This is a genomic window from Burkholderia sp. SCN-KJ (assembly GCF_024656005.1).
Classification (GTDB): Bacteria; Pseudomonadota; Gammaproteobacteria; order Burkholderiales; family Burkholderiaceae; genus Burkholderia.
The window spans coordinates 95,414-119,270 of record NZ_JANKOG010000006.1 but is presented as its reverse complement, the minus strand read 5'-3'; the positions used below and the strand labels follow the sequence as shown (position 1 = coordinate 119,270).

The window sequence follows — 23,857 nt, the reverse complement described above, 5'->3', positions numbered from 1 at the left end:
GCCGGCAGCCAACGTCCGAACACAAATGAACTTATGCATCCCGGGACTCCCCCTTGCGTCGTAACATGCTGTCGAGTCTGTTGCGTTTGGCGATCGTCGACAGCAACACCTGCTCGAATTGCCGAACTTGCCGCGTTTGCGCGAAATCCGCCCGCCGGGCATTGCATCGGCGCGCAACGTCCAGATATAGCGCTTCGTCGGTCGCGAGTCGCGCGATCAGGGCACCAAGCGCGTTGCAATCGCCGCGCGGAACGATCAGCTCGGGCAGCGCGGCGAACGCTTCCATCAGGCCTCCGGACGCAAAGGCAATCGACGGCTTGAAGAACGCCCACGGTTCTATCGCAACCACGCCGAATGGTTCATCCCACATCGACGTCACCGCGATGAGATCAACATCCCGGTAAAAAGACGCAGCACCAATAAAACCGTGAGACACGACGGTCAGGCCGGGATGCTCACGCATCAGTTCCGGCAACATCCCGTCGTGATCCCTGCCCGCGATATGGATTTCAATGGCCGGCACCACCTTCGCCGCCTCGGCGACACTCGCGAAAAACTCGCGGATGCCTTTTGTTTCGTCCACTCTCCCGATGAACCCCACTCGAAAAGGCGTATGCGGTTTCGTCGGTTCCTCGCCTTCCGTGCCGGTCGCCGGGGTCGAATTGTGGATAACCGACTGCTCGGCGGCAGGAAAGAAACCCTGTTCGCGATGGCGCGCCATCACGAATCCGCTCACAGCGACGGCATGGTCTACCAGCCGCGACAACCGGGCCTTCGGGGCCGAAATCCGACGACATCCGTAGCATGCGCCGTTGCACGCGCTTCCGTTCCTGAATCGGGTCGAAGCGGGACAGATGAGCCAGTAGTCGTGCATCACATGAACCAGCGGTATGCGTAGCATTCGGGCCGCGAGCCATACTGCCGGCCCCATGCCCTTGATATTGTTGGTACACAGGACGTCGACGCCGAGCGATTTCAATTGACGCCACGCCGCAAAAAACATGAATGGATTGAGCGTGTCCAGCACGCCGAACAAGGCCTTCTTCACCCAGCTCCGCTTCGCGGGCGCAAACTGGTTGTAGAGGTTCAGGTTCGGCATGATGCGCACATCCAGATCGTCGACGATCGTCCGCGTTCCGACGCGCGTATCCGACAACGTCAGGATGGACACCTGATGCCCTCGACCGCGCAATGCGACGGCGAGGTCGCGAACGACGACTTCGGCGCCGCCCACCACGTTCGGTGGAAAACGATTCGCACAGAGGCAGATCTTCACCGCTGCTCCTTGCTAGAGATCAGGTATCCAAGCAAGCCGCACCAAAACACGACGAGCGATACGGCAATGCCCGTCGAAGGCGCATACATAATGAGCGACCGGGGCACGACGAACGGCGCCGCGCCAATGGCCGCGACGATCAGTGCTTGCTTGACCATGACGAGGCGATAACGGCGTGCCGCCAGGAGCCACGTGCTCAGACCTGCATCCACGAAGGTGGCAATCGAACATCCGGTCGCGTAGACCATGATCGGCACACCGGATACGAAAGCTGGCCCGTATATCATCAGAAAAACATTGCGACCAATGAAAAAGCTGCCGATCCAGGCAACGCCGCCCACCAGCCCCAGATACGCGCCGAGCTTCACCGCCTTCGCGCGCGCGTCCGACTCGCTGCGCGCCGAAAAAACCATGCTCGGTGCCAATGCCAACGCCAGCGTCATCCCCACCGAATTCCACTGCTCCACCAGCGATGCAGCTGCCGCATAAATACCAAGATCCGCCTTGGACACCAGCACGCCGAGCAATAGGCGATCCATCCTCAACACCAGGACGCTGGCGGCAATGGCAGGCCATATCTTCAGCCCTCGAATGACCAGCGTCTTCGTCACGACCGCGCTGCCGCGAAACGACTTCGGAGACTGCAGGGCAAGTGAGCGATAGCGACTGAAAGGCGCGGCGGCCGCGACACACGCCTCCAGCGGCCACGCCAAGGCCGCGACGATCGCGCCCATCGAAGCATGCGCGGCCACGTACAGCCAGAGCACCCGAACACAGCTGGCATAGGCCCTCGCTCGCGTGATAACCCACGGTTTGGATTCGGCGTAAGCCATCAGGGAACCCAGTGCGATCGGTTCGACGATCAGCGCGAATGCCGCGATCAAGGTCAACTCGGACACGCTCGACTGGCGCATGACGATCGACACGATGCCCATGAAAATCAGCATCACGGCCAGCGTCAACGCGAGCCGCAAGCGAAAGGCGCGGTAGACGACCATGTGCCGCAACCTCGGATGTTTGCCGAGGATCGGCTGGATCACTTGCGCGCCGAAGATCAGCGCGCCGCTGCCGATCACGTATGCAAGCGACAACGCGAACTGCAATTCGCCGAACAGGCGTGCGCCATAGAGGTTCGCAAACAGATGATTGCTCGCGACGGCCGCGAGTGCTCCGATGAGTTTTTCGCAAACCACGCCGGCGAACGACGAAAACAGGAGCCTGATGAAAGCGTTCAAGATAACCCCGCCGCCTTCGATGCAGGACGCGACTGCCTCGCGTCAATGAAATACCACCACATCACCGCGATCATCAGGTAGAAAAGCGTCCGCGCACCGAACATCGTCCAATATTCGCCTTGCTGCGTGGCATATGTCGCGTACGCGAAGATCTTCGCGCTCAGCCAGAGCACCACGACGCCACCGCGCATCGCGACCTGAATCAGTATCGCGCTCAGAGCCCCGTACACGGCGCCCGTTACCGCAACGAAAAGCATGCCGCCCGCGTAGCCGAACCAGTAGACCGGCACCGCCATATTCCCCATCGTGAACGTGACGTCGTCAAACACGTAGGCCTTCAGAATTTCGGGCGTTCCGTATGACAGCATCAGGTCGCGCAAACCGCTCACCGGCGCGTCGCTGAAGAAGTTCGGTTCCGTCAGGGAGCCCAGGGATCGCACGAAGCGCTCGAATGCGGTGAGCCCCCCCAGCACCGGTGCACTGAACGTATGTGCGTCGCTGTCCACCACATACCAGACCTGCCCCTGCTCGAGGAAACGGGAAACGACAGTGTCGGATACGTCCAGCCCCTGTCCCTTGTACGCATAGAAGACGGAAACCGTGCCTATCGTGAGTGCGAGGCCCGCCCCGATTCCCAGATAGCGAAGCACGGGCTTGCCGTTCATCGCGTGAATCGCAATGAACGGAATCAGCATGGTCAGGCAGACGTGCAATACCGACATGAACTGCTCGCCGTGCAGCACTTCGAGCGCCAGGTCCGCCACGATCATGAAAACGGACACCCACCGTACGGTCCGGTTCGAACTCGTGCAAAAAGTGCCCAGCAGCACGGCGACGAACGTCTGGTTGTTCAGGAACAGGTTGAACAGCGTGCCGTTCGACGCATCGTTGCGCAATGCATAGCGATTCACACCGTTCAAAAGCGAGAAACCGCTGCTCAACCCGGCCAGTAGCCCAATACCGAGGATCGCCGCGGCTAGCCCCAGGCCCAATGCAATACTGGAGGGACGAAGCGTCATGTGTGCCGTGATCGGCGCGCGTGCGGCGCGCTCGTTCACGATGCGCCCGAACGCTAAAAGTGCGCAGACGACGAAAACCAGATAAAACGAAAACAATCGGCTGAAAGCGCCGTTTGCCACGCCGAATATGTCCGTTTCACGCAGAAACCCGCCGGATTCGATCCCGACACCGGCAACGAATGCGGTCAATCCGATCGAAAACGTGTAAAGCATGGCCACGGTGAATACCGGGCGCGCCTGGATCAGCACGATCAGTCCGGCCACCGCGACCAGCAGCGTGCAAATGGCACTCGACTGCATCACGCCGAGCGCCGGCAACATCGCATTGACGATCAATACGAGTATGAAGAGCGTCCGCCCGGCAAGGCGGATTGTCGCGTCAACCCCTGCGCCGACTCGTATCGTTTGCATCGCGGCTTCTTTCACCCTTCGGCCCGGCAGGCGTCCGGCCGCGCATGCACCGCTCGATCCAGCGCCCGATGCAGTATCGAAGCGACTACCGACGACGAAAAACGCCGTGCATTGATCCGCCCGTCACGCACCAATTCCGTCCGCAATGAAGCATCGCAGGCGACCCGCTCGATTTGACGCGCCCACTCGACGGCATTCGTTGCATCCGCGACAGCCACGAACGAGTCGCCCATCGTGTAGCGATACACCGGCAGATCCGATGCGATGACCGGCACGCCGACGACCTGAGCCTCGATCACTGTGCGGCCGAAACCTTCGTGCAGCGTCGGCGATACATAAAGATCCGCAGCTTGATAGAAATAGCCGAGATCTTCGTCGTCAACATCCTCGACGAAATGCGCGTCGATTCCAGCCTGCCGGGCGATGTCCTCGCATTCGTGACGATTATCCTGATTCTGCGCACGCCCCACTCGAAGCACGATCACGTCCTTGCGTCCGAGTAACGCCAGCGCCCGAAAGAGCGTCACGTTATTCTTCCGGGTTTCGTCCGAACCGACGTTCAGCAGCACCGTTGCTTCACCGGTTCGGATACCGAAGCGCGTCAGAAGCAACGTTCGCGCCTGCTCGCGAATGCGGGCATCGACCGGTGCATAGCAATCATCGAACGCGTTGGGTACGACCTTAATGCGTTCCGATCGAACATGAATGTCCGTGACTGCCTCCTGCGCCGTGACATCCGACGGCGTAATCACCACGTCCGCCCGGGAAATCAATGACTGGGTCAGCCGGACATACGCGCTCTTCAGCTTCTCGACGAAGCCGCGCACTTGTCCCGGGTGCTGCACGTGGTGTAACACGACACCGACACGCCCACCGACCAACCGGATCAGCGGGATCATGAAGGCCAGGTCCTCCTGGTACAGCACGACGAAACTGCCTGACCGCGCGGCAGCAGCTGCTCTCAGCGGATAGACGACGAACTGTGTCCAGTAGCGCCGGAGCGAACGCGGCTCGGCTGGGATATCGATTGCTTCGACGTCGAAACCGGCACCGCCCGGAATCAGGTCGATGCACATGAGGCTATAGCGCATGACGCCATTCCAGCTCGCCGGCCGCGGCCCGAGAAACCATACAATCCGCGCCGCTCGTGCCTCGCCGTGCAGTACGCCTTTTCTTACCATCGAATCACTCATGCGATGCGCTCCGCGCCCGATAATCTCAAATCGCTCATTCAAACCGCGGCCGCCCCGGATCGCATCCCACCGCTAGCATTGCGCACCGCGCGGAGTTCGACGTCGAAAGACCGCGCCCGGCATCACGCGTCACGCTGGCGGAGATGCATGCTCGCGCGGCGAACGACGCAACTCAGCGACGAAGGCTCGAAGCCGTTGAACACCAGCCCGTCCACGCGTGCGCCGACCTTGCCCAGACCGTCGACGGCCTCCGCCATGCCGGCAATGCTGACCAAGCCTTGTCGCGCCACCAGCAGCGTCATATCGGCAAACCTCGACCATGTGGCGACGGCCGCTACGGGAAGTGCGGTCGGCGCATCCACGATGACCATGTCGTAATTGCCTCGCAACGAGGCGATCGCGCGGTCGAGATCCGCAGCCGAGAACCGGTTCACCGACGCACCGTTCTTGCCGGCGAACAGCGCATGAAGGTTGTCGGTCACGCAGGTAATCGCGCTCTCGGGTTGAAGCGAATTTTTCAACACGTCGACCAATCCCTTCGTCGCGGTCACGGGCAGGTAGCGACAAAGTGCCGGCGTCTGCATGTTGGCATCCACGATCAGGGTCTTGAGGCCTTTCTGCGAGAACAGGTAGGCAAGATTGGCCGCAATCATCGATTTGCCCTGGCCGGGCACCGCCGAAGAAACCAGAACGAGCTTCGATTCGCGCCGGTCCGCGCGCAACTTGTACTGCAACGCCAGAGTCAGGCTTTCGAGCGCATCGGCCAGCGGCACGTCGGCCTGATCCTTCGTCACGAGGGCGAACTTCTTTTTCGTGTCGCTCTGAAGCGCGAGCGGCGAATTCGGCAGTACACCCAGTATCGGGATGCCGATCGCCGACTCCAGTCGATCCGGGTTACGAATGCGTCCGGACAGGAACGCAAGGCCTTGCGTCACCGAAAAACCAAGCATCAACCCGATCACGGCGCCCATCAGGACGACAAGCACGCGTTTTGGCCGAACCGACTTGTCGCTGACCACCGCCTTGTCGACAATCGATGCATTGCCGACCGTACCGGCTTCCGCGATCTGAAGCTGCTGCGTATTGTTCAGCAATCCGACATATAGCTGATTATTTACCTCGACATCGCGTGCCAGCCGCAAATACGTCTGCTGCTGAGACGGCAGACGCGCGGCCTTGTCTTTCAGCACCGTTGCCTGCTGATCCAGTTCCTTGATCTTGTTGGCTACGGCGACGACCTGCGGTTGGCCTGGCACATATTTCGACAACAGGTCGTGATATTCGAGCTTCGCCTCGAGCCGCGACTTGTCGACGAACGCAAGTTGATCCACGAGCAGTTTGATGTCGCCCTGCGCATCGATCGAACCCTGCTGGTTGCGGAATGCGTTCAGCGCCTGCTCGGCCTGTTGCAGCCTCGCCTTGACGATCGGCAGTTGGGTGTTAAGGAACGAAAGACTGCGCTCGGCATCGCCGGCACGGCGTCTCGCGTTGAAGTTCAGGTAGCTCTCCGCGATCGCATTGAGCATGCGGGCGGCAAATACCGGATCGGCATCCTCGAAATTCAGGAGCATGATGCCGGACTGGCGTTTGGTTTCGGTCACACTCAATTTCTTCAGGACCGCGTCGAGGCAGGCATCCTTGGCAATGCTCCGCACGCGAAATTGCGCACCGGGCCTCGCGACAATCCGCGACACATCGACCCGATAGCCATTCGCCGAGCTCAGTTCACCGACCACGCCGCTCAATACCTGCCGGCCGCTGCCGTCCTTCAACCGAAACCGGTTGCCGTCGAGATAATCGAACTCGAGCGCCTTTCCGATCTGCGCGTAGGGAACGTCGAACGCATTGAATTCGAGGCGCTCGCCACCCCAGGCCCACGATGACAAGCCGAATGGCGCAGCGACGAGACCATTCGCGTCTTTCGACATGAGCGAACCGATCAGGCCGCCGATCAGCGGGAAGCGGTGCTCCACCGAAACATTGACTTGCGCAGCCGTTGCATCGATGGCTTCGGTGACGACCGAACGCGAGCGAACGATGTCGATTTCGCCCGTCACCGCCGAATTCTGAATATCCAGCGCCTTGGAAATCGCCGAAAGCGAGCCTAGCGCGCTGGCCTTGTTTTCCTCGACCTGGATCAACGTGTCCGCGGAGTAGACCGGCGCTGCCGCGAGCGCATAGGCGAGTGCCGTCAGCAAGCACACGGCGAAAACGGCCAGAAAGATGCGCCAGTTTTCGAATACGTTCTCCAGCATGTCGACCGGCGACAACCCGAGTGCTCCAGAGGTAGCCTCTTGCTCTCTATTGCGGTGCACGCTCGATGAAGGTCTTTCCATCTTCATGCCAAACTCCAGAATTGACGAGCCGACGGAATTCGTCACTTTACGTGCGTTGTTGTTCACGTTCATGTCATTGAAAATCCAGCTGGAATCCCTTCAGGCCCGATCAGGATTCCGTCTCGTCTGAAAAATAAGACTCGTCATGCACACTCCTGCCTGAATCGGTACGACGTGCAGCAAACCGCACCGCGATGCTTCGCCCGCGTGCCTCCGCGAAGAGTGCATCGCACGCTACGCCTGCCCGGAACGGCCGCCGATCCATTCCAACGCGGCCCCGACGTCGGACAGGCGAAAAATCGTTTCGGCTTCAGCAGCATGCGCCGCCTGATCGCCCCGATCGCCGGCGAACAGGAAGCGTCGTCCTACCCCCGCGCGCATGGCGGCCTCGAGGTCCGACGACTTGTCGCCGATCATGATCGATTCGGACAGGTTCAGATCGAGTTCGCGCTGCGCTTCATACAGCATGCCTGGCTCCGGCTTCCGGCAAGCGCATGCTTGCTTGTAGGCGCCCACGCCGGCTACCGGATGATGCGGGCAGAAATAGACTCGATCGATTCTTGCGCCTCGCGCTTCGAATGCGTCGCGCATCCAGTCCATGAATGCGACGAACTGCGCTTCGGAAAAGTAACCTCGTCCGATGCCGGCCTGATTCGTGACGATCACAACCTGATACCCGCTTGCATTGGCAAGCCGGACCAGATCGAAGATCCCCTCGACGAAAACGCAGTCCTGCCTCCGGTGAACGTACCCGGAGTCAATGTTGACCACACCGTCACGATCGAGAAACAGTGCTTTACGCTTCACTGATTCCGGCCTCCAGCATCAGAGGAATGACCGTTTGCGCCCGCGCATAGTCGTCCGGAACGCCGATATCGATGAATTCCGTGACCTCGGGAAAGACGCGGACGTCGAGTTCGGCAACCCGTTCGCCCAGGAACGCCTGCTCGAAGGAAAACTTCTCGGGCAAGTCGAAACCGAGCAGCTTCCGCGCATTGACGACATATGCGCCTGCATTGATGTACCCGTGTCCGTGACGCTTCTCCACGAATGCCGACAGCCGCCGGGACTTTGCGTCGAAATCGAGTGTGCCGTAGCGCGATGCGTCATGCATCGAGGTTGCCGCCAGAACGAGATCCGGACGCGTCTCGCGATAGAACGCCGTCAACTGCTGCAGATCCAGATTCGACAACGTATCCCCGTTCAGCACGATCATGTCCGACGTACCGTGGGCTCTGATCGCGTGAACGATCGCACCGCCGGTACCGAGCGGCTCGTCTTCCTCGATGACGGAAATCGCCATGCCGAAGCTGCGAGTCCGAAGCAGATCCTTGATCCGGCCACTGCCGTAACCCAGCGACAGCACCACTTCCGTCACACCCTGCTGCAAGAGGCATTTCAACATCCAGCACAGAAACGGCTCGCCATTGATCGGCGCGAGCGCCTTCGGCAGCTCATTGCCCAATACCGAACGCAACCGCGTGCCGAGGCCGCCCGCCAGGATGAGGCACGGCAACGTCGTACTCATGCGAAGATTTGCTCTTCGACGATGCCGCAAATGATATGACCGCACACCAGATGTCCTTCCTGAATCTTCGGCGTCGAAGCAGACGGGATCTCGATGCAGATGTCGGCACGCTGCCGCATCTCCGCGGCGCCCGGCCCGTTGCTGGTAAATCCGACCGAGAACATGCCTGCCGCCTTCGCGGCGTCCAGCGCCCGAAGAATGTTGGGTGAACGCCCGGAGGTCGAATAGGCCCAGAAGATGTCGCCCGGACGCCCCGTCGCCTGAATCTGGCGCTCGAATAGTTTCTCGTACCCGTAGTCGTTGCCGATGGCAGTCATCACCGAGCTGTCCACGGTCAATGCGAAAGCCGCGAGACCCGGACGATCGAAATTGAAGCGACTGACGAATTCGCCGGCAATATGCTGGGCATCCGCAGCGCTGCCGCCGTTGCCCGCGAGCAAGATCTTGTTGCCCGCCCGCAACGCCGTCGCCACGCGCTCCGCGACGCGCCCGATCCGCGCGATTTGCTCCTGATCGGCCAGCAGTCCGCTCAGGACGGACAGCGTCTGCTCGATTTCGCTTTTCACACCGATCGTCATGCGTTCTTTCTCCACGATTGCGCACCAATGTCAGTAAACGTGCAGTTCAGGACTTCACCGTTGACCCCTTTGTATGCACTCAGCGCCCGCATCACGGACGATCGCTCGACAGGATCGACAAAGAACATCATGAAACCACCGCCGCCGGCACCGGAAACCTTGCCCGCCTTGGCGCCCGCCCGCACCGCGGCCTTGTACAGATCGTCGATCATCGGGTTCGAGATATTCTTCGCCATGCGCTTCTTCGATTCCCACGCATCCCGCATCGATGCGGCAAAGAGGTCGAAATCCGCCCGCAGTACCGCTTCCTTCATGCGTACGGCTTCTTCCTTGACCTCATGCAACGCGGCGACCGAATCGACGACGCCCTCCACGACATTGGCGCTCTGTTCCTTGATGATGTTGGCCGACTCCCGCGATACACCGGTGTAATACAGCACCAACGACGCCTCCATCTCGGCCTTGATTTCCTGCTTGATCCGCAGTGGGTTGACGATCACCCGGTCGCCGTAAAATTCCATGAAGTTCAATCCGCCGAATGTCGCCGCATACTGATCCTGCTTGCCGCCGGCAAGACCGAGATCGGCTCGCTCAATGTCATGCGCAAGATGTGCGATGTCGTATTCGCCGAGCGGCAACGACAACAGTTCGCAGAAGGCTGTCACCAGTGCAACGACAATCGTCGACGACGATCCGAGTCCGGACCCCGGCGGCGCTTCGGAACACGTCGTGATCGTGACAGCCAATGGATGCCCGCCATTGAAGTCCCTGACGATCCGGTTATAGACGCCAACATGCAGCCCGAGACCGTGCTGGACCTCGAGCATCGGCGACACCGGACCGATCCAGCGCGTATCCGTATCAGCCGCTACCAGTTCGATCTTCGCGTCATCTCGCGGCGCGATCGACGCATAAGCGAATTTTTCGATCGTCACATTGAGCGCGAGGCCGCCGAAGCGGTCCGAATAAGGCGGCACGTCCGTTCCGCCACCACCCAAACCCAATCGCAAAGGAGCCCTCGAACGGGCAATAAACCGTGTCATGAAATCTCTCGCAGAGAATGAGTCGGCGCCAGCACGCTAGTACGGCGGCTGGTCTGCGTCCGGTTCATGCCGGGCCGATTGCCCGGATCGTCACGTCGATCACCCGTACCAGACCGCAAACTCGCATCGCCACGCAACGCAGCCCTGCCGCCGGAAATGCGCGACCATGTCCGATGGGAGAACTATGCGACAGACGCACAACATGCTGCGTGCGATGGCTTACATTAAAACGTCCCGACGAAATGGAAGCGGTCAACCTGCGTTACGCTTCACTCGCTTCCGATGAAAGGAACCGGGGTACAGCTCGCCGCGCGGCGGGCGGTACGACATCACTCATCAATGTCGGATTCGCGCAACACGGGCATGGTCACTTGCTTCGCTCGCTTCGGTCGCCCGATTGCAGTAGCGCCGCCGACCGAAGCACCGACGGGGGTGTCGACACGGAAACGTGCCGCTGTCACCGCCCGGCACGCCCTCCCCGGCCCCCTGGCGATGATCGCGCAAACGCGGGACAACGGTTTGCAGTTCGAACTACTCCCGCATCAACAATGCTGGAAAACGACATGAACAATGATCACCGGTTCGGCCTGCCGATGCCGAACATGAACCATCGTGCTGCGCCCATCAGGCGCCGAGCATGTGCGGCGCTCTCGCTTGCGATCGTAGTGATGCTTTCCGCATGCGCGGTGGTGCCGGGCCAACACATGAACTCGACCGCATTGCCGGTCACGACCGGCGACAACGGCGAAGTCACCAGCGATATGCCGATTCCGGTCAGGCGGATCGACCTGACGCAGATCAGGCAGATCCGGGCCGCACAGAAAAGCGCGGCCGGCATGACGATCCCGCAGAACCTGTTCGCGAAGCCGGACATCTACAAGCTCGGCGCCGGCGACGTGCTACAGATCACGGTGTGGGATCATCCGGAGTTCGCAACGGCTGCGGGCCAGCCCGTGCCGAACACGAAGACTGCGGACGCGGCGCCCGGTTTTGTCGTCGACAGCAACGGCAACGTGCAATTCCCGTACGTACCACGCCCCATCCACGCGGCTGGGAAAACCGTTGCGCAAATTCAGCACGAGGTCAAAACCGAACTCAGCAAGGTATTCGTCAAACCACAGGTAACGGTCCGCGTGGCATCGTTCCGCGCGACACAGGTGTATATCGACGGCGACGTGCGCACGCCGGGAGCGCAGACCATCAACGACATTCCGATGACGTTGATCGAAGCCATCAGCCGCGCCGGCGGATTTGCGCCGACGGCGGATCAAAGTCGCGTCATGATCACTCGCGACGGCACGATCTATCCGGTGAATGTCGCCCAAATGATGAAGGCGGGAAAAAATCCGGCGGACATCATGCTGAAGCCTGGCGACATGGTGCATGTCGGTGCACGTGACGACAACCCCGTATACGTAATGGGCGAAGTGATCAAGCCGCAAGCCGTTACGCCACTTCGCGACGGTTCGCTCACGCTGAGCGAAGCACTCACGCAGGCGGGTCAACTCAACCAGCAGACCTCGAATGCCAAGCAGGTTTTCGTGCTGCGCAATGCAGCCGACAGCGGTGCGACCGACGGCAATGCGCCCGTCATCTATCACCTTGACATGCAATCTCCGGTTTCCATGCTGCTCGCGAACCAATTTCCGCTTGCGTCGAAGGACATCGTCTATGTCGACAACACCGGGCTCGTCCGGGCCAGTCGTGTGTTGAATCTGCTGCTGCCAGCGATCAGCGCGGGCTTGACCGGCGCGCTCCTCACCAAGTAATCCGGCATGTCGGCGCGCGCGTCGACCATGGCGGGCCAGCGCGCGCGTCGAAATGACCGGACACCCTCTCAGGCATTCGACAATTCATTCGTAATACACAACATCTACCATCCCGACGATCGGCGATCGCTTACATCGTTACCTGACTGAACGCGGGGAGCGGGTCGGCATGATCCGCCCCCGCCTGCACGTCAAAATCAGAACATACGTCACCGCCCCCGGTCTCGGAATCATCGTGACGGTTGGGGCGGCACCATAGGTTCGTGCAGAAAAAATCTGCGCTCGCCAGGCGGCTGGCCGCCGTACCGGCAACGATGCTCGTGGTCGTTGTCAAGATCGCCCACAATGTGCATCTGAATGCGGTCAACTCCTCACCTTGTCAGGTACAGGTGCGCGATCTCGTCGATTTGCGGCGAATCGATGTCCGAGCCGCGCGCAGGGCGACTCGCAAAATCGATACCCCGCCCACGACAACGGAATGAGTGGAACGATCGCCACAATCATGTAGAGGCCGAGCGGCCATCCCACTAACCGAAAGCGCTCGCACAACCATAACGTCGCGTAAAGCGGAACGCCATGCAGCAGATAGATCGAGTAGCTGATTTCGCCGAGCCATGAGAACAAGCGCACCTGCAGCTTCAACACGGTCGCCAGCAATGTGAACAGTGCGATGCCAATGACGTATGCCAGCGACGACGGAAGATGCTCCATGTTGTGATGCCGCCAGTCGTTTATCGCCCCCGCCACCGCAATGCTCACAATCAGCACCGTCAATGTGGCCACCGCCGATCGGTAAGTCAGCGACAGGTGAGCGCGCGGGCCACTTGCCCATCGAATCCGCAGCGTTTGAAAAGGCCTGTCATACGCCAGGCGAAAGCAGGCGCCCCAGAACATGATCGCAAGGTGAAACGGCATAGCCTTGTACTGCCCCAGGGTGGCGACCGGCATGAGCCCCAGCCCCAGAGTCACGACAAACACGCCGCAGAGTGCCGTGCAGACAAAATACAGGTCGCGCATTCGATGGAGCGCACCGCACCAGAACAACAGCAGGCATAACCCGTAGAAGTACAGTTCCGTTTCCAGGGTCCACGCATGAGGCATAATCAACGCCTGCCCAAACGCGGTGGGAATCATCGTTACGTTTGCAATGAGCTCGACGATATTCATCTGCCTGTTGAACAAATGGCAGTAAATCAAATAACCCAGAGGGAGCGTCAGCCAATAAGCCGGATACAAGCGAAAAAATCGACGAATCAGGAAGCGTCGCGTACCCTCGCCGATTTCGCCCCGCAAGCTGGTCGGAATGAGCATGCCGCTGATCGCGAAGAAAATCACCACACCGATTCTTCCGAAATTGGCGGAACGCTGCAGCGTGTCGAGCAAGGTTTGTGACCCTGCCAGCGGAGCGAACCGTTCTGCATAGTGCGTCCAGATGACGAATAGCACGGCAACGGCACGCATGGCGTCGATGTGGTGAAAGCGGCTGGAATCCGCCGAATTCAACATGCTCGAATCCTTTCCGAAGAAGTGGAGATGAGTATGCCGATCATCGACGACGAATAGCGGACACTGCTTGAGCCGGTTCGTCACCAATGCCGCCAGCCCTTCGCTCACCCCGATCTTGAGGAACGCGAACGTCGACGACGTCGCGCCGATCGCTATACCCACGCGTCGCACACAAATACGACGTACACATCGAGTGGCATCGCCCAGTCCATCACGCCTCATGCCACAGATAACAATCTTTCAATAAGGACATGATTTCGTTGATGCACCGAGACGAGCAATCTGCCTCGACGACACATCTCTTGAACCTCGTTTAATATCAAAACAGGACCGTGCATTTCCGTGCGGCAGATTACTTAGCCTAGAGATGGTTTCAAAACGAGACACGGCGGTTGCGGTCAATTCCAGTCGACCTCGCTCGATCTGATTCCATGTCCCGTATCATCGGCGACGCCACCGGTACCTCGTTCGCACCGGTCTTGATCGGCGCAGACGTCAACGACGTCACGCAATGGCTGGCGCCGATCGACACGATTCAACCGATTCGCGAATTGCACGCCCCGTTACTATCTTCGCGCCCCCAGTTGCAGTCATGACGTCGACGAATGCCGTGATCGTCGTGGATACGACCACCGTTGTGACGCCATAAATGCGCCGGATGCGCGGCGTCGGCAACGGTCGTCGGCTCCCTCGTCTCCGGTGACTTCGCTGCATGACTTGCCATCCGGCGAGTTGAACGCCGGATGAGCGCTACTGCCCCAACCTCGGAATCATCGTGACCGTCGGCGCGGCGCTATAGGTAACCGTCATCGCATCGCCCGGCTTGAGATCGACCATACCGTTCGTCAGCCCGGTGGCATATGCCTGCTGTCCGTTTCGCGACACGCTGATCGACGACACGTTACCGCCGGCGACCGACATGCTGACCGCACTCGGGTTGCTGTTCGCGAACGTCCACGGTGAAGCACTCACCGTCTGCACAACCGGCGTCAGTTGCACGCCGAAGCCGACAAAACCGTTTTGCGCGATATTGTCTTCGCTCCACGACGTGTAGGCCCATGAGCTCGACGAGATCAACGCATCGACCGCGCGGGGATAATTGAGCGGCTGAGCCATATAATTCCCCCGCAGTTTGAGCGATGCCCCGGCCGTGAGCGTCCCGACCGTGATGAGCCGCGCGAAGCCGTTGCAGCATCCGATATTTTCCCCGGTATTGCCGCTGATCTCCGTGAACGACGTGCAGGATCCGTCCACGTAGATTCCGTCCTTCGAGACGCCGGACAGTTGATTCTTCGAGACGATGCATCCTCGGGTGTTGTACAGCGCGATTGCGGAAACGGCGCTCAGTCCGCCGGTTCCGGTGAACGTGATCGACGCGCCACTGGCAATTCCGCTACCCGTGAAATTATTGGACAGCGTGACGGTCGGGCCATTTCCATTCCCGGAAACCGACGTGACGTAAGTACCGACCGGGATGTTCGTTCCGGATACGCCTTGCCCCACCGCGCAGCCGCGTGCCGACGGATACGGCGTAAACGTCAGCGTGTTGGTTCCCGCCGCCGCTGCGGCCGAGGTCGTGATCGTTTGAGACGTCATGCACACCATCGGGGTAAAGACGATGGACGCGCCGCTTGCGATGGTGCCAGTCGTCGCCTTGCTGAGCGTTACCGTATTCGCCGTCACGCCGACCACGAAGGTTCCAGCCGCGATGTTGGTACCGCTGACGCCCTGTCCGACCGACACCCCTGTCGTTTCGTTACCTGGTGACCCGAAACCATAGTTGTCGTTGTAGGTCACGCCGGTCGTCGTGGCGAACGTCAACGATGTGGCGCCACTCGCGGCGGACGCGGTCGTCGCGATCGTCGAGCCGAACAAGCCGACGCCGGAAAAAATCACGGTCGCACCACTCGGGACGTTCGCATTCCGGTCCAGCGTCACCGTCGATACGCTCGCCGACACGACCGTGCCGATCACCACGCTGGTCGATCCGTTGAAATACCAGGCCGTCATGCCGACCGCGACGCCAGGAATATTTGCAAAGTTCAGCGTCCGGGACGCCGAGGTCGCACTGATCGTCGTCAACGGGAATCCGTTCTTGTTGTTCGGATCCCATGCATTGCTGATCGTGTTCTGAGAAATATTGACGTGGATGTTGCTTCCCCCCGGCTGCCACAGTCCGATCGGCGTTCCCGCCGCATTCTTGATCGTGTTATTGACGATCGTGATATTCGAATTATTGAATCCAGCCGTCGCGGTCACCGCCAATGCCCCATAGCCGATCGGTCCATTTGGAGCATTGACGATTGCACCGATGTTGGATTGAACCCCACACGTATCAAGCACATTATTGGCAACCGTCACATTGTCGTTGCCGTACGACTGGTAAACGCTCGTCAGCTCCGACGCGACATAGATGCCTGCGCCCATTGGGTTGTAGATCTGATTGTCGGCCACCGTGATGTCCTGAGCACCCACAATCGCTATCCCGCGTGCATATTTGGTTCCGACAATCCGGTTATCTGCAATCGTCACGCGACGAGGACGCACGCCCTCGTTGAAATAGCCCACCACCGCAAACGCGTCGTCGCCGCCGTTGATCACTTCGTTGTTCGTGATGGTGATGTCCGAGCTTGCCTTGGTGACGTGAATGCCGTCATGCCAGATATTGAGCAGGGTATTGCCGAACACCTTGCCATTGGCGCAGCTGCGCATCAGTGCACCTGCACTGGCAGAGTTGTTGAATTTGCACCCCGAAATTTCGAACTGACTGCAGCTCAGCAGGTTGATCGAACCAGCGTTCTCGTCCGGGTAATATGCAGTCGCATTCTTCGAGAAGAACTGCAGATTCTGAATTTTGAAATTGCTGGCGTTACGCCAGTAAATCACCGAATTCTGGCCTTGCGAAGTCGTGCACTGCAGGATCGAATCCCAGCCGGCGCCGATGATCGACGCCGTCGCGGTCAACGTGTTGCTATACAGATAAGTGCCAGGCGGGAAATACAGCGGTATCCCGGCATTGAGCGCAGTCTGGAGCGCGACCGTATCGTCGGTTACACCATCCCCCTTCACGCCAAACCGCCGTACGCTCATCGGCAGGTCGACCAATTCCTGCAGAAGCGGTCGTGCGGTCAGGCCCGTTGCCGTGCCAACGATGTACGTAGCCGGAAATTCTGTTGTCATTCAAGCGCTCCATACCATCGCAATTCAATCGCGATGCAAAAGTAAAAAACGGCTGGACGGTCGGAAGCTACGTCTTCCGAATCCTCGAGGTGCAGCTGCAGGAACGCATGCGGCTGCCAGGCAAGACGCCGCCGCAAATCAACCCTGCCAGACCAGATATCCTTTTTCTTGTTTTCATGAAGAGAAATCAGGCACGATCGCACGCACCCATTCATTGCAGAATAAGAACGATTTTCCCGATGAATTGTGCGTTCGGTAACCGAAGCACGGAGCGATGCGGCACGCGAATCGGCGAGAACGATCCGGCCGAATGACTTGCCCATTCGATGCACACGCAACGAATCCCCCACACGCCTCCCGTCGCCGCCCCCGATCCACCTCCCCTCGAAACGACCGCCCCCGGGTACTTCTTACCCTGCTGCACACGCACAATCAGGAACGCTTACCGCCTTTTCCCCGCATCGCACACCCGCATCGAAAAAAGATCATACGTATCAGTAGAAACACCGATGCTGTAGTCAAACTACATTCGTACGATTAGCCACTGCAGAGAATCGCTACATCCGATTCGGCAGTGTCGGACGGTCCGCGTCGCCGTCCGCGTTGTCCGATCGGGCCCAACCGGCCGTAACGATTCCCCGCCTGGTCTGGCATGCCGACGCGCAACCACCCTGCATCGCCAGCCGAATACGTCCGGTGCGAATCCACCGGACGTGCGCAGCTCCAGACATCATCCGAACAACAACCGGCAATACGATCATGGAGAGCAACATGCGGGACAAACACTGGCCGGCCGTCGTGCTGGCAGCGACCCTCTGCACCACCGCCTACGCAGGCAACGCCGATTTCAATTCGCAGGGCGACGCCGCCGACGCATTCGCGTCGTCCGCCGCGCAGCGGCGCGCCGACCTCCTCGTGCGCAAGATGACGCTCGACGAGAAACTGCAGTTCATCCATTCGCAATACGAAATGTCGAAGGTGCCGAACGGCGGTGCCGGCTACATCCAGGGCGTGCCGCGGCTCGGCATTCCCGATCTCAACATGGTCGACTCCGCGACCGGCTCAGGCAGCACGTCGCTCGCGAGCACGACCTTCCCCGCCACGATCGCCGTCGCCGCGAGCTGGGATCGCCGCCTGTCGTACGACTACGGCAAGCAGGTCGCGATCCAGTTGCGCGCGCAAGGGTTCGGCATGGGTCTCGGCGGCGGCACCAACCTCGCGCGCGAGCCGCGCGGCGGCCGGCTGTTCGAGTATCTCGGCGAGGATCCGCTGCTCGCAGGCGACCTGCTCGCGGAGCGCACGCTCGCCACGCAGCGGCAGAAGGTCATCGCGACCATCAAGCACTATGCCGGCAACGAACAGGAGCATGGCCGGATGGGCGGCAACACGCAGATCGACGAACGCACGCTGCGCGAGCTCTACCTGCTGCCGTTCGAGATCGCCGCGAAGCGCGGGCAGCCAGGCAGCGTGATGTGCAGCTACAACCGCCTGAACGGCGCGTACGCGTGCGAGAACACGCATCTGCTGAACGACGTGCTGAAGAACGAATGGGGCTTCCAGGGCCAGGTGCAATCCGACTGGGGTGCCACGCACAGCACGGCCGCCGCGATCAACGCCGGGCTCGACGAGGAAGAAGACGTCGGCCCGTCGGTCTACCTGACGCCGGCGGCCGTCAAGCAGGCGATCGCGGACGGCTCGGTATCGACCGCGCGCCTCGACGACATGGTGCGCCGCAAGCTCGCGGTGATGATCCGCGTCGGCGTGATGGACGATCCGGCCAAGGGCGGCGGCACGATCGATTTCGCGGCCGCGAACCGGTTCGCGCAGAGCGTCGCCGAGCAGTCGATCGTACTGCTGAAGAACGACGGCAACCAGTTGCCGTTGGCGGCCGCGGCCTTGTCGCGCATCGCGGTGATCGGCGGCCACGCCGACGCGGCCGTGCTGTCGGGCGGCGGCTCGGGCAACACGCGCGATCCGGTCACCGGTTCGTTCGCGGGCTGCGGCGGCCTGACGTTCGGGGCGTCGACCGGCTGCAGCTGGTGGCACAATCCGTGGCTCAAGGTCGACGTGCCGATCGTCGCGGCGATCCGCGCGCTCGCGCCGGCGGCACAGGTCACGTTCGCGGGCAACAGCGACCAGCAGTCGCCGTTCCGCGCGTACACGCAGCAGGAAATCGACCAGGCCGCGGTGCTCGCGGGCCGCTCGGACGTCGCGATCGTCGTGGTCGCGCAGCCGGCCGGCGAGGATTTCGGCGATCTGCAAAGCCTGAGCCTCGCGAATCCGTCGAATCAGGATGCGCTCGTCGAAGCGGTCGCGCGGGCGAACCCGCACACGATCGTCGTCGTCCAGAGCGGCAATCCGGTGCTGATGCCGTGGAAGGACAACGTGTCGGCGATCGTCGAGGCGTGGTATCCGGGCGAAGGCGGCGGCAAGGCCATCGCGAACGTGCTGTTCGGCGCTGTCAACCCGTCCGGCAAGCTGCCCGTCACGTTCCCGGCACGCGACCAGGACACGCCGACGTGGGGGCAAGGCGGCGCATTCGACAACGATCCCGTCTACGCGGAGAAGCTGAACATGGGCTACCGCTGGTACGACGCGCGCAACATCAAGCCGATGTTCGAATTCGGCCACGGGCTGTCGTACACGCACTTCGCGTATTCCGGGTTGTCGGTGTCGCGGCAACGGGACGGCTCGCTGAGCGTCGCGTTTACCGTGCGCAACGACGGGCGTGTCGCCGGCGCGGAAACGCCGCAGGTCTATCTCGGCGTGCCATACAAGGACGAACCGCCGAAGCGGCTGGTCGGCTGGGAAAAGATCCGGCTGAACCCGGGCGAGGCACGGCATGTCCGCGTGACCGTGTCGCCGCGGATGCAGAGCGTGTGGGATACGTCGCGCAATGGCTGGAAGGTCGTGCCCGGCGGGACGGTGTATGTCGGCGCGTCGTCGCGCGATATCCGGCTGCAGGGCAGCTAGGCAGCCAGCCTGACGATGCCGGTGTCGGGTGGAACGCCGCCCGGCACCCGCGCACAACGCGTCGATTCGTACGATTAAAGAGGCGCCACCGGCCGGCAAACAATGCGCAATCGCGGTGTTTCGTTCGCATTGTCGACCAGGTGTCGGCAATGCGTGCACGATGCGCACATGAATGAAAACCGGGAATGCCATCCATGCCCGGATTGACTTGCTCATGCGACCCGTTCGGGTAGGATGTGAACGTGCGATTTACCGGACTTGGTGCCGGCCGCCCACCGCACGAATGTGATAGCGTAGTGAAGCCGCAGCACGGTCTCGTCGCCGATGGTCGGAGTAGAACATGTCGGCAGGTCCGCGGGCGCGCTTCGTCGTCAGTCGTCATTGCAAAGGAGTTCTCCCATGTGGACCAAACCTGCCTACACTGATCTGCGACTCGGTTTCGAAATCACGATGTACGTGTCGAATCGCTGATTCGGGCACGCCATCCGGAAAGGAAAGCCTCGGCCTGCCGAGGCTTTTTCTTTGCTTCGCCCCCCGGCCCCTCGTCGCATCGTCATGCTCATACACATCCTCGGATCCGCCGCGGGCGGCGGCTTTCCGCAATGGAACTGCAACTGTGCGAACTGCGCGGGTTTTCGCGCGGGCACGATCGACGCGCAGGCCCGCACCCAGTCGTCGATCGCGCTGTCCGATGACGGCACGAACTGGGTGTTGTGCAACGCGTCCCCCGACATTCGCGCGCAGCTGCAAGCCTTCCCGCCGTTGCAGCCGGGCCGCGCGCTGCGCGACACCGGCATCGGCGCGGTCGTGCTGATGGACAGCCAGATCGACCATACCGCCGGCCTGCTCAGCCTGCGCGAAGGCTGTCCGCTGCAGCTGTGGTGCACCGACATGGTCCAACAGGATCTGACCACCGGCTTTCCGCTGTTCAACATGCTCGCGCACTGGAACGGCGGGCTGGTCTGGAACCGCATCGTGCTCGGCGACAGCTTCACCGTGTCGGCCTGCCCGAACCTGCGCTTCACGCCGCTGCCGCTGAGCAGTGCGGCGCCACCCTACTCGCCGCATCGCTTCGATCCGCATCCCGGCGACAGCATCGGCCTGCTCGTCGAGGATCGCCGCACCGGCGGCACGCTGTTCCATGCACCCGGGCTCGGCACGGTGGACGACGCGCTACTGCAACGGATGAACGACGCGGACTGCGTGCTCGTGGACGGCACGCTGTGGGACGACGACGAGATGCTGCGACGCGGCGTCGGTGTACGCACCGGCCGCGAAATGGGTCATCTCGCACTGAACGGTCCGGGCGGCATGCTCGACGTGCTGGCCCGGGTGCCGGGCCCGCGCAAGGTATTGATTCACGTCAACAACACCAATCCGATCCTCGACGAAGGTTCTCCCGAACGCGCGGAATTGCGGCAGCGCGGGATCGAGGTCGCCTTCGACGGGATGGACATCGTGCTATAAAAAACGCATGGTCCCGCTGCCGCGACGCGCATCGTGATGCATACGACGTCGATTGCGGTACGACGCACGCCCTTCCACTGTCCCCAACGTCATGGAACCGTCGATGAGCCAACCCGCTCTCACTCCCGCCCAGTTCGAACAGGCGCTGCGTGCCAAGGGCGCCTTCTATCACATCCACCACCCGTACCACGTCGCGATGTTCGAAGGCCGCGCGACCCGGGAGCAGATCCAGGGCTGGGTCGCGAACCGCTTCTACTATCAGGTCAGCATTCCGCTGAAGGACGCGGCGATACTCGCGAATTGCCCGGACCGCGAGGTTCGCCGCCAGTGGGTCCAGCGCCTGATCGATCATGACGGAACCGCCGGCGACGAAGGCGGCATCGAGGCGTGGCTGAGGCTCGGTGAAGCGGTCGGGCTGGACCGCGCGCAGTTGCGCTCGCAGGAACGCGTGCTGCCCGGCGTGCGTTTCGCCGTGGACGCCTACGTGAATTTCGCGCGCCGCGCGAACTGGCAGGAAGCTGCGAGCAGCTCGCTCACCGAGCTGTTTGCGCCGCAGATCCACCAGTCGCGGCTCGACACCTGGCCGCGCCACTACCCGTGGATCGATCCGGACGGCTACGCGTATTTCCGCACGCGCCTCGGTCAGGCGCGCCGCGACGTCGAGCACGGGCTCGACATCACGCTGCGGCATTACACGACCTACGAGAGCCAGCAGCGGATGCTGGATATCCTGCAGTTCAAGCTCGACGTGCTGTGGACGATGCTCGACGCGATGTCGATGGCCTACGAACTGCACCGGCCGCCTTATCACACCGTCACCGACCAGCCGGTCTGGCACAAGGGAATCGCACCATGAATTTCGACAGGAATCGCGTGCCGCGCTGGCGGCCGGGTTTTCGCTTCCAGTTCGAGCCGGCCCAGCATGCGCACGTGCTGCTGTACCCCGAAGGCATGGTCAGATTCAACGAAAGCGCGAGTGCGATCGGCGGGCTGATCGATGGCACGCGCACCGTCGCGGACATCGTTGCGCATCTCGAACGGCAATTCCCCGACGTGCCCGAACTCGGTACCGACGTCGAGGATTTCATGGAGACCGCCCGTGCCCAACACTGGATCGCACTCGCGTGAACCGGTGACGCCCGACGCCGCGCGGCCGGCAACCGGATTGCCGCTGTGGCTGCTGGCCGAACTGACGTACCGGTGCCCGCTGCAGTGCCCATACTGCTCGAATCCGCTCGATTTCTCGAGCCAGGGCGCGGAGCTCGACACGGCACAGTGGTTCAGGGTCATGGCCGAAGCGCGCGAGATGGGCGCCGTGCAGATCGGCTTCTCGGGCGGCGAACCGCTCGTGCGTCCGGATCTTGCCACACTGATCGGCGAGGCGCGCCGCCTCGGTTACTACACGAACCTGATCACGTCGGGTATCGGCCTGACCGAGCAGAAGATCGATGCGTTTCGCCGCGCCGGCCTCGATCACATCCAGATCAGCTTCCAGGCGAGCGACGCGACGGTCAACGACATGCTGGCCGGATCGGAAAAGGCATTCGCCCACAAGCTCGCGATGGCCCGCGCGGTCAAGGCGCACGGCTATCCGATGGTGCTGAACTTCGTCACGCACCGGCACAACATCGACGACATCGATCGCATCATCGAGCTGTGCATCGCGCTCGACGCGGACTACGTCGAGCTCGCGACGTGCCAGTATTACGGATGGGCCTACCTGAACCGTCAGGCGCTGCTTCCCACCCGCGCGCAGCTCGAGCGCGCGGAGCGCATCACGAACGCGTATCGGGCGAAGCTCGCCGCCGCCAACAACCCATGCAGGCTGATCTTCGTCACGCCCGACTACTACGAGGAGCGGCCGAAGCCCTGCATGAGCGGCTGGGGCAGCCTCTTCCTGATCGTCACGCCGGACGGCACCGCACTGCCGTGCCACGGCGCGCGGCAACTGCCGATCGCCTTTCCGAACGTGCGCGATCACGACCTGCGACACATCTGGTACGAATCGTTCGGCTTCAACCGCTTCCGCGGCGACGACTGGATGCCCGAACCCTGCAGGTCGTGCGACGAGAAGAAGAAGGACTTCGGCGGGTGCCGATGCCAGGCGTATCTGATGACGGGCGATGCAAGCCTCACCGATCCCGTCTGCGGCAAGTCGCCTCATCACGGCCTGATCGAGAAGGCACGCGAGGCCGCGCTCGCGCCGCTGCAACCCATGACGCAACTCGTGTTTCGCAACGTACGCAATTCGCGTGAATTGACGAAGACCTGAACGGCGCCGCGCGCTCGCTGCCGATCGCCGGTGTTTCCTGATTTGGAACGCAATGTTCGCGCATCGCGTCG

At 61.4% G+C, this 23,857-nt stretch carries 20 protein-coding genes; 8 read left to right on the top strand and 12 right to left on the bottom strand.

Features of this window, described 5'->3' with window-relative positions; genetic code table 11:
• Nucleotides 1–31: 31 nt before the first annotated feature.
• The 9 genes from NQV17_RS12160 to NQV17_RS12120 form a co-directional block, all read right to left on the bottom strand.
• Nucleotides 32–1,276, bottom strand: coding sequence for a glycosyltransferase (locus NQV17_RS12160; protein ID WP_257772462.1), 1,245 nt, complete (start codon nt 1,274–1,276; stop codon nt 32–34).
• Nucleotides 1,273–2,511, bottom strand: a complete 1,239-nt coding sequence (locus NQV17_RS12155) for a hypothetical protein (protein ID WP_257772461.1) — start codon at nt 2,509–2,511, stop codon at nt 1,273–1,275. The genes NQV17_RS12160 and NQV17_RS12155 overlap by 4 nt, the downstream gene beginning before the upstream one ends.
• Nucleotides 2,508–3,941 carry a DUF6418 domain-containing protein gene (locus NQV17_RS12150; protein ID WP_257772460.1) on the bottom strand — a complete coding sequence of 478 codons (1,434 nt, stop codon included), beginning with the start codon at nt 3,939–3,941 and terminating at the stop codon, nt 2,508–2,510. The genes NQV17_RS12155 and NQV17_RS12150 overlap by 4 nt, the downstream gene beginning before the upstream one ends.
• 11 nt (nt 3,942–3,952) lie before the next feature.
• Nucleotides 3,953–5,134: a glycosyltransferase gene (locus NQV17_RS12145; protein ID WP_257772459.1), complete on the bottom strand. Its 1,182-nt coding sequence runs from the start codon at nt 5,132–5,134 to the stop codon at nt 3,953–3,955.
• A 122-nt stretch (nt 5,135–5,256) separates the two neighbouring features.
• Nucleotides 5,257–7,542 carry a GNVR domain-containing protein gene (locus NQV17_RS12140; RefSeq protein ID WP_257772458.1) on the bottom strand — a complete coding sequence of 762 codons (2,286 nt, stop codon included), beginning with the start codon at nt 7,540–7,542 and terminating at the stop codon, nt 5,257–5,259.
• Between the two features lie 162 nt (nt 7,543–7,704).
• Entirely contained in the window at nt 7,705–8,277 is a 573-nt protein-coding gene (gene gmhB, locus NQV17_RS12135; protein ID WP_257772457.1) for a D-glycero-beta-D-manno-heptose 1,7-bisphosphate 7-phosphatase, read from the bottom strand.
• Nucleotides 8,267–8,998 (bottom strand): sugar phosphate nucleotidyltransferase, encoded by a 732-nt coding sequence (locus tag NQV17_RS12130; protein ID WP_257772456.1) that lies wholly within the window; start codon nt 8,996–8,998, stop codon nt 8,267–8,269. Before NQV17_RS12130 ends, gmhB begins: the two co-directional genes overlap by 11 nt.
• Nucleotides 8,995–9,576, bottom strand: a complete 582-nt coding sequence (locus tag NQV17_RS12125) for an SIS domain-containing protein (RefSeq protein WP_257772455.1) — start codon at nt 9,574–9,576, stop codon at nt 8,995–8,997. The genes NQV17_RS12130 and NQV17_RS12125 overlap by 4 nt, the downstream gene beginning before the upstream one ends.
• Nucleotides 9,573–10,619, bottom strand: coding sequence for a dehydrogenase (locus NQV17_RS12120; protein WP_257772454.1), 1,047 nt, complete (start codon nt 10,617–10,619; stop codon nt 9,573–9,575). Before NQV17_RS12120 ends, NQV17_RS12125 begins: the two co-directional genes overlap by 4 nt.
• A gap of 563 nt (nt 10,620–11,182) precedes the next feature.
• Between NQV17_RS12120 and NQV17_RS12115 the strand changes: the two genes are divergently transcribed.
• Nucleotides 11,183–12,388 carry a polysaccharide biosynthesis/export family protein gene (locus NQV17_RS12115; RefSeq protein ID WP_257772453.1) on the top strand — a complete coding sequence of 402 codons (1,206 nt, stop codon included), beginning with the start codon at nt 11,183–11,185 and terminating at the stop codon, nt 12,386–12,388.
• Nucleotides 12,389–12,751: 363 nt separating this feature from the next.
• On the opposite strand, the gene NQV17_RS12110 is transcribed toward NQV17_RS12115, so the two are convergent.
• On the bottom strand, nt 12,752–13,894 hold the full coding sequence (locus NQV17_RS12110; RefSeq protein ID WP_257772623.1) for an acyltransferase: 1,143 nt from the start codon (nt 13,892–13,894) through the stop codon (nt 12,752–12,754).
• A gap of 431 nt (nt 13,895–14,325) precedes the next feature.
• Between NQV17_RS12110 and NQV17_RS12105 the strand changes: the two genes are divergently transcribed.
• Nucleotides 14,326–14,490, top strand: a complete 165-nt coding sequence (locus tag NQV17_RS12105) for a hypothetical protein (RefSeq protein WP_257772452.1) — start codon at nt 14,326–14,328, stop codon at nt 14,488–14,490.
• A gap of 154 nt (nt 14,491–14,644) precedes the next feature.
• Here NQV17_RS12105 and NQV17_RS12100 read toward each other — a convergent pair whose 3' ends face one another.
• Complete coding sequence (locus NQV17_RS12100; protein WP_257772451.1) at nt 14,645–17,074, bottom strand: glycoside hydrolase family 55 protein; 2,430 nt, start codon at nt 17,072–17,074, stop codon at nt 14,645–14,647.
• A complete protein-coding gene (locus NQV17_RS12095; protein ID WP_257772450.1) occupies nt 17,071–17,397 on the bottom strand; it encodes a hypothetical protein in 327 nt (108 codons plus the stop codon). The genes NQV17_RS12100 and NQV17_RS12095 overlap by 4 nt, the downstream gene beginning before the upstream one ends.
• A 448-nt stretch (nt 17,398–17,845) precedes the next feature.
• Between NQV17_RS12095 and NQV17_RS12090 the strand changes: the two genes are divergently transcribed.
• The 6 genes from NQV17_RS12090 (at nt 17,846) to pqqE (ending at nt 23,786) form a co-directional block, all read left to right on the top strand.
• The gene (locus NQV17_RS12090; protein WP_257772449.1) at nt 17,846–20,047 is read left to right on the top strand and encodes a glycoside hydrolase family 3 C-terminal domain-containing protein; all 2,202 of its coding nucleotides are present in this window, start codon (nt 17,846–17,848) and stop codon (nt 20,045–20,047) included.
• A 399-nt stretch (nt 20,048–20,446) separates the two neighbouring features.
• Complete coding sequence (pqqA, locus tag NQV17_RS37940) at nt 20,447–20,518, top strand: pyrroloquinoline quinone precursor peptide PqqA (protein ID WP_080599499.1); 72 nt, start codon at nt 20,447–20,449, stop codon at nt 20,516–20,518.
• An 84-nt stretch (nt 20,519–20,602) separates the two neighbouring features.
• On the top strand, nt 20,603–21,514 hold the full coding sequence (pqqB, locus tag NQV17_RS12085) for a pyrroloquinoline quinone biosynthesis protein PqqB (protein ID WP_257772448.1): 912 nt from the start codon (nt 20,603–20,605) through the stop codon (nt 21,512–21,514).
• A 103-nt stretch (nt 21,515–21,617) separates the two neighbouring features.
• Nucleotides 21,618–22,370 carry a pyrroloquinoline-quinone synthase PqqC gene (pqqC, locus tag NQV17_RS12080; RefSeq protein WP_044843142.1) on the top strand — a complete coding sequence of 251 codons (753 nt, stop codon included), beginning with the start codon at nt 21,618–21,620 and terminating at the stop codon, nt 22,368–22,370.
• On the top strand, nt 22,367–22,642 hold the full coding sequence (gene pqqD / locus NQV17_RS12075; protein WP_257772447.1) for a pyrroloquinoline quinone biosynthesis peptide chaperone PqqD: 276 nt from the start codon (nt 22,367–22,369) through the stop codon (nt 22,640–22,642). The genes pqqC and pqqD overlap by 4 nt, the downstream gene beginning before the upstream one ends.
• Complete coding sequence (gene pqqE / locus NQV17_RS12070) at nt 22,614–23,786, top strand: pyrroloquinoline quinone biosynthesis protein PqqE (RefSeq protein ID WP_374692700.1); 1,173 nt, start codon at nt 22,614–22,616, stop codon at nt 23,784–23,786. The genes pqqD and pqqE overlap by 29 nt, the downstream gene beginning before the upstream one ends.
• Nucleotides 23,787–23,857 lie beyond the last annotated feature (71 nt).

What these genes read in the sequence shown, in the direction of transcription:
- NQV17_RS12150 (WP_257772460.1), bottom strand. Translation starts at nt 3,941, where the DNA reads ATGCAAACGATACGAGTCGGCGCAGGGGTTGACGCGACAATCCGCCTT.
- NQV17_RS12145 (WP_257772459.1), bottom strand. Translation starts at nt 5,134, where the DNA reads ATGAGTGATTCGATGGTAAGAAAAGGCGTACTGCACGGCGAGGCACGA.
- NQV17_RS12140 (WP_257772458.1), bottom strand. Translation starts at nt 7,542, where the DNA reads ATGAACGTGAACAACAACGCACGTAAAGTGACGAATTCCGTCGGCTCG.
- NQV17_RS12130 (WP_257772456.1), bottom strand. Translation starts at nt 8,998, where the DNA reads ATGAGTACGACGTTGCCGTGCCTCATCCTGGCGGGCGGCCTCGGCACG.
- NQV17_RS12125 (WP_257772455.1), bottom strand. Translation starts at nt 9,576, where the DNA reads ATGACGATCGGTGTGAAAAGCGAAATCGAGCAGACGCTGTCCGTCCTG.
- NQV17_RS12120 (WP_257772454.1), bottom strand. Translation starts at nt 10,619, where the DNA reads ATGACACGGTTTATTGCCCGTTCGAGGGCTCCTTTGCGATTGGGTTTG.
- NQV17_RS12115 (WP_257772453.1), top strand. Translation starts at nt 11,183, where the DNA reads ATGAACAATGATCACCGGTTCGGCCTGCCGATGCCGAACATGAACCAT.
- NQV17_RS12110 (WP_257772623.1), bottom strand. Translation starts at nt 13,894, where the DNA reads ATGTTGAATTCGGCGGATTCCAGCCGCTTTCACCACATCGACGCCATG.
- NQV17_RS12105 (WP_257772452.1), top strand. Translation starts at nt 14,326, where the DNA reads ATGTCCCGTATCATCGGCGACGCCACCGGTACCTCGTTCGCACCGGTC.
- NQV17_RS12100 (WP_257772451.1), bottom strand. Translation starts at nt 17,074, where the DNA reads ATGACAACAGAATTTCCGGCTACGTACATCGTTGGCACGGCAACGGGC.
- NQV17_RS12095 (WP_257772450.1), bottom strand. Translation starts at nt 17,397, where the DNA reads ATGGGCAAGTCATTCGGCCGGATCGTTCTCGCCGATTCGCGTGCCGCA.
- NQV17_RS12090 (WP_257772449.1), top strand. Translation starts at nt 17,846, where the DNA reads ATGCGGGACAAACACTGGCCGGCCGTCGTGCTGGCAGCGACCCTCTGC.
- pqqB (WP_257772448.1), top strand. Translation starts at nt 20,603, where the DNA reads ATGCTCATACACATCCTCGGATCCGCCGCGGGCGGCGGCTTTCCGCAA.
- pqqC (WP_044843142.1), top strand. Translation starts at nt 21,618, where the DNA reads ATGAGCCAACCCGCTCTCACTCCCGCCCAGTTCGAACAGGCGCTGCGT.
- pqqD (WP_257772447.1), top strand. Translation starts at nt 22,367, where the DNA reads ATGAATTTCGACAGGAATCGCGTGCCGCGCTGGCGGCCGGGTTTTCGC.